The 4,604-nt window shown below is 66.3% G+C and carries 4 protein-coding genes and 1 pseudogene; 1 reads left to right on the forward strand and 4 read right to left on the reverse strand.

From position 1 onward, the window contains the following. The 4 genes and pseudogenes from ACXJKH_RS15470 to ACXJKH_RS15485 form a co-directional block, all read right to left on the reverse strand. Positions 1-99: pseudogene (locus ACXJKH_RS15470) on the reverse strand (diaminopimelate epimerase); the annotation flags it as partial. Then, a complete protein-coding gene (gene lptM / locus ACXJKH_RS15475; protein WP_256776941.1) occupies positions 92-328 on the reverse strand; it encodes an LPS translocon maturation chaperone LptM in 237 nt (78 codons plus the stop codon). The gene lptM and the pseudogene ACXJKH_RS15470, both read right to left, overlap by 8 nt. Positions 329-460: 132 nt before the next feature. Then, complete coding sequence (locus ACXJKH_RS15480; protein WP_457320597.1) at positions 461-886, reverse strand: YbaN family protein; 426 nt, start codon at positions 884-886, stop codon at positions 461-463. 106 nt (positions 887-992) lie between these two features. Further along, the gene (locus tag ACXJKH_RS15485; RefSeq protein WP_457320599.1) at positions 993-3,110 is read right to left on the reverse strand and encodes a S9 family peptidase; all 2,118 of its coding nucleotides are present in this window, start codon (positions 3,108-3,110) and stop codon (positions 993-995) included. 111 nt (positions 3,111-3,221) lie between these two features. Here ACXJKH_RS15485 and ACXJKH_RS15490 point away from each other — a divergent pair, with 111 nt between their 5' ends. Next, entirely contained in the window at positions 3,222-4,409 is a 1,188-nt protein-coding gene (locus tag ACXJKH_RS15490) for a pyridoxal phosphate-dependent aminotransferase (RefSeq protein ID WP_457320601.1), read from the forward strand. The last annotated feature ends 195 nt before the right edge of the window (positions 4,410-4,604 follow it).

The following is a 4,604-nucleotide window of genomic DNA, read 5'->3' on the forward strand; positions in this document are numbered from 1 at the left end:
GGGTTCGGGGGTGCCGTCGCGCAGGTCCAGCACCACGAAGTCATTACCGGCACCGTGCATCTTGCTGAAGCGCAGTGCCGTGGACGCGGCCTTATTCATTCCCGTCTTCGGACTTCAGCGGTGCATCGACCGGATCGGGCACCACCGGCGGCGTGTTGCTGTCATCGGCCGGGGGCGTGGTTTCATCAGTGGCCGGCTCGGCMACTTCTTCCACCGGCACCGGCTTCTGCGGCAGCACCAGCGGGCCCTTGTTGCCGCAGGCGGCAAGGAGAAGCAGCGAGGCCGCTGCCAACGGAATCAGGATTCGGTTGCGATGGGGGATGCTCATGCCCCGAGTATAGCCGCGCCCTCTTTGGCCGAGGGTATCGATTCGATGAACGTGGCCAGGCGGGGTGTCGGCCGATGTCCGGCTACGATGCGTGCCCTGACGGGGTCCTGGGTTGCCGGCCAGCGGCCAGCACTACCGGTCGGTGGGGGGTAGCGGTCGGCTCCAGAGCCAGATTGCCACCACGGTCATGCTGCCGATGGACAGCCATTTCACCCAGGCGATCGGCACGCACCACAGCATGATGCCCGCGCACGCGGTCATGGTCAGGGTGGCCATCCATTTGGCGTAGCGGCTGACCGCACCATGGGCCTGCCAGTTGACGATGGCCGGGCCGAAGCGTGGGTGCTGCAACAGCCAGGTGTGCAGGCGCTCGGAGCCGCGCGAGGCGGCCCAGGCCGAGATCAGGATGAAGACCGTGGTGGGCAACCCCGGCACGAAGATGCCGACGATGCCGGTGCCCAGACTGGCATAGGCCAGCAACCACCACGCCCAGCGGAACCGCACCACCGGCCGCGGGGCCGGTGCATCGGGAACATCGGGGCGCTCAGGCAGGGTCATGCATGCAGCATAGCGAGGCCGGACGGCAACGGCGATGGTCCGCGCCATACGCGCCGCCGACGACGCGGGGCCGTCGGCGGACCGGGTTGCCGGCCAGCCGCCGGGCTTACCGGGTTTGGGTCACCCCGAGCTGGTCGAGCACGAACGCATACGATTCGGCCAGCTCGTGGTAACGCTGGAAACGCCCGGACTTGCCGCCGTGGCCGGCCTCCATGTTCGTGCGGAACACGATCGGATGGGTACCGGTGTTGTCATCGCGCAGCTTGGCCACCCACTTGGCCGGCTCCCAGTACTGCACCTGCGAATCCCACAGGCCGGTGCCGACGAACAGCGCCGGATAGGCCTGCTTCCTGACGTTGTCGTAGGGCGAATAGGTGAGCATGTAGTCGTAGTACTCGCGCTGCTCCGGGTTGCCCCACTCGTCGTATTCGTTGGTGGTCAGCGGGATGCTGGCATCGAGCATGGTGGTGACCACGTCCACGAACGGCACCTGCGCGACCATCACCCGGTAATCCTGCGGGGCCTGGTTGGCCACCGCGCCCATCAGCAGGCCGCCGGCGCTGCCGCCGGAGGCCGCCACGCGGTCCTTGGACGCATAGCCCAGGCGGACCAGTTCGCGGGTGACATCGACGAAGTCGTTGAAGGTGTTCTGCTTCTTGAGCAGCTTGCCCTCCTCGTACCACGCGCGGCCCATTTCCTCGCCACCGCGGATATGCGCGATGGCGTAGACCACGCCGCGGTCGAGCAGGCTGACCACGCTCTGGTTGAAACCGGGGTCCATCGACATGCCGTAGCTGCCATAGGCGTACTGGTACAGCGCGGCGCTGCCGTCCTTCTTGAACCCGTTGCGATACACCAGCGACACCGGCACCTTGACGCCATCACGCGCGGTCACCCAGACCCGCTCGGTGGTGTACTGCGACGGGTCGTAGCCGATCACCGGCTGCTGCTTGAGCTGGCGACGCTCGCCGGTGACGGTGTTGAGTTCGAAGGTGGTGGTCGGGGTGGTGAGCGAGTTGTAGGCGTAGCGCAGCCACGGGCTGTCCGGCTCGGGATTGGCGGCCAGGCCCATCGAGTAGGCCGGTTCGTCGGCCTTGACGTAGTCCTGGCGACCGTCCGGGTACAGCAGGCGGATCCGCTCCAGGCCATTGGAGCGCTCGGCGATCGCGCTGAAGCCGTCGAACAGCTCGAAGCCTTCGACCAGCACCGCATCATCGTGCGCGACCCAGTCGGTCCACTGCTTGCGCGAGGTGGCATTGCTCGGCGCGGTCACGATCTTGAAGTTCTTCGCATCGGCATCGTTGGTACGGATCACCCAGCGACCGTTGAAGTGGTCGGCATCGTATTCGACGTCGCGCGCACGCGCGGCCAACAGCGTGAATGCCTGTGGATCGGCGGCCGGTGCGTAGCGTGTTTCCGAGCTGACCGTGCTGTGCAGTTCGATGGTGAGGTACTTATCGTCGCGGGTGCGGCCCACGCCCATGTAGAAGCTGTCGTCCTTCTCTTCGTAGACCAACACGTCGCTGCTGGTCGGCGTGCCCAGCACGTGCTTCTTCACCCGTACGGTGAGCAGGGTTTCCGGGTCGTTCTCGACGTAGAACAGGGTGCGGTTGTCATCGGCCCAGACCACGTTCGGGGAGACGTTCTCGATGCGGTCCGGCAGCACCTGGCCGGTGCGCAGGTCCTTGAAGCGGATCACGTACTGGCGGCGGCCGACGTCGTCTTCGGCCCAGGCCAGCAGCTGGTTGTCCTGGCTGACATCGGCATCGCCGACATCGAAGTAGTTCTTGCCCTCGGCCATCACGTTGATGTCCAGCAGGATCTCTTCCGGCGCGTCCATGCTGCCCTTGCGCCGCGCCTGGATCGGGTAGTCCTTGCCGGTTTCGAAGCGGGTGTAATACCAGTAGCCGCGATCACGCGCGGGCACGCTGGCATCGTCCTGCTTGATGCGCGCGACGATCTCTTTGTAAAGCGTGTCTTCGAGCGGCTTGAGCGGCGCCATCACCTGGTCGGTGTACGCATTTTCCGCATTCAGGTAGGCCAGCATCTTCGGCGCTTCGCGCTTGTCGTCGCGCAGCCAGTAATAGTCGTCGTTGCGGGTGGCCCCGAACGGCGCCTTGACCGTGTGCGGATGCTTCTCGGCGTCGGGTGGGGTCAGCGCGGGGGCGGCATGCACGGTGGAGGTCATCAGGCTGGCAACCAATAAGCAAAGGGCGGGTTTCACGAGATAAGGCTCCTGGCGGGGGAATGCAATGGCGTCCGTGTTCGCCCAGTCTGGGCGGCCGGTGGGGCAGCGGCAAGCAGGGCGGTCGCCACTGCCCCTAGAATGCGCCAGATGAGCACCTCCACGATCACGGCCGGCTACAGCCGCCGCAGCCAGGAAATCGAGCCCTTCCATGTGATGTCGCTGCTGGCCCGCGCGCAGGCGCTGGAACAGGCCGGCCACGATGTCATCCACCTGGAGATCGGCGAGCCGGACTTCACCACGGCCGCGCCGATCGTCCAGGCCGGCCAGGCCGCGCTGGCCGCCGGCCACACCCGCTACACCGCCGCGCGCGGCCTGCCGGCCCTGCGCCAGGCCATCGCCGGCTTCTACCACGACCGCTACCAGGTGCGGATCGACCCGGAGCRCATCCTGGTCACCCCCGGTGGCTCGGGCGCGCTGCTGCTGGCCAGCAGCCTGCTGGTGGACCCGGGCAGGCACTGGCTGCTGGCCGATCCAGGCTATCCCTGCAACCGGCACTTCCTGCGCCTGGTGGAAGGCGCGGCGCAGCTGGTGCCGGTGGGTCCGAAGACGGCTTACCAGCTGACCCCGGAACTGGTCGAGCACCACTGGAACGCCGACAGCGTCGGCGCGCTGGTGGCCTCGCCGGCCAACCCGACCGGGACGCTGTTGTCGGCGCAGCAGCTGGGCGGGCTGTCGCAGGCGTTGAAGGCCCGCGGCGGGCACCTGGTGGTGGACGAGATCTACCACGGCCTGACGTACGGGATGGACGCGGCGAGCGTGCTGCAGGTGGACGACGAGGCGTTCGTGCTCAACAGTTTTTCCAAGTACTACGGGATGACGGGCTGGCGCCTGGGTTGGCTGGTGGCACCACCGCAGGCGGTGCCGGACCTGGAGAAGCTGGCGCAGAATCTGTACATCAGTGCGTCAAGCATTGCCCAGCACGCGGCGCTGGCCTGTTTCGCGCCGGAGACGATCGCGATTTTCGAGCAACGCCGCGCGGCCTTCCGCGAGCGTCGCGATTACCTGCTGCCGGCACTGCGCGCGCTTGGCTTCCGTATCGAGGTGGAGCCGGAAGGGGCGTTTTACCTGTACTGCGACGTGAGCGCGTTCACCGATGACGCGCAGGCGTTCTGCACGCACTTCCTGGAAACCCAGCACGTGGCGTTTACCCCGGGCCTGGATTTCGGGCACTACCGCGCCAACGAGCACGTGCGGTTGGCCTACACGCAGGAGGTGCCGCGGTTGGAAGAGGCGGTGGCGCGTATCCGGCGTGGGTTGGAGACGTGGGTGCGGTGATGCGGTGGTGTTTTAGAAGCTTTAAAAGCTGCAAAAGCTGAAAAAGCTGAAAAAGCTGAAAAGGCTGAAAAGGCTGAAAAGGCGCAAAAGCCGCAAAGGCGGCGAACGGTCGAGCTGGGCGGGGATGTGTGGATTCGCGGGACACGCCGTAAATCCATCCGTGGAGGCTCGCGTACGCCATCCATGGCGTACGAC

The sequence above is a fragment of the Stenotrophomonas sp. P5_B8 genome (assembly GCF_054049855.1).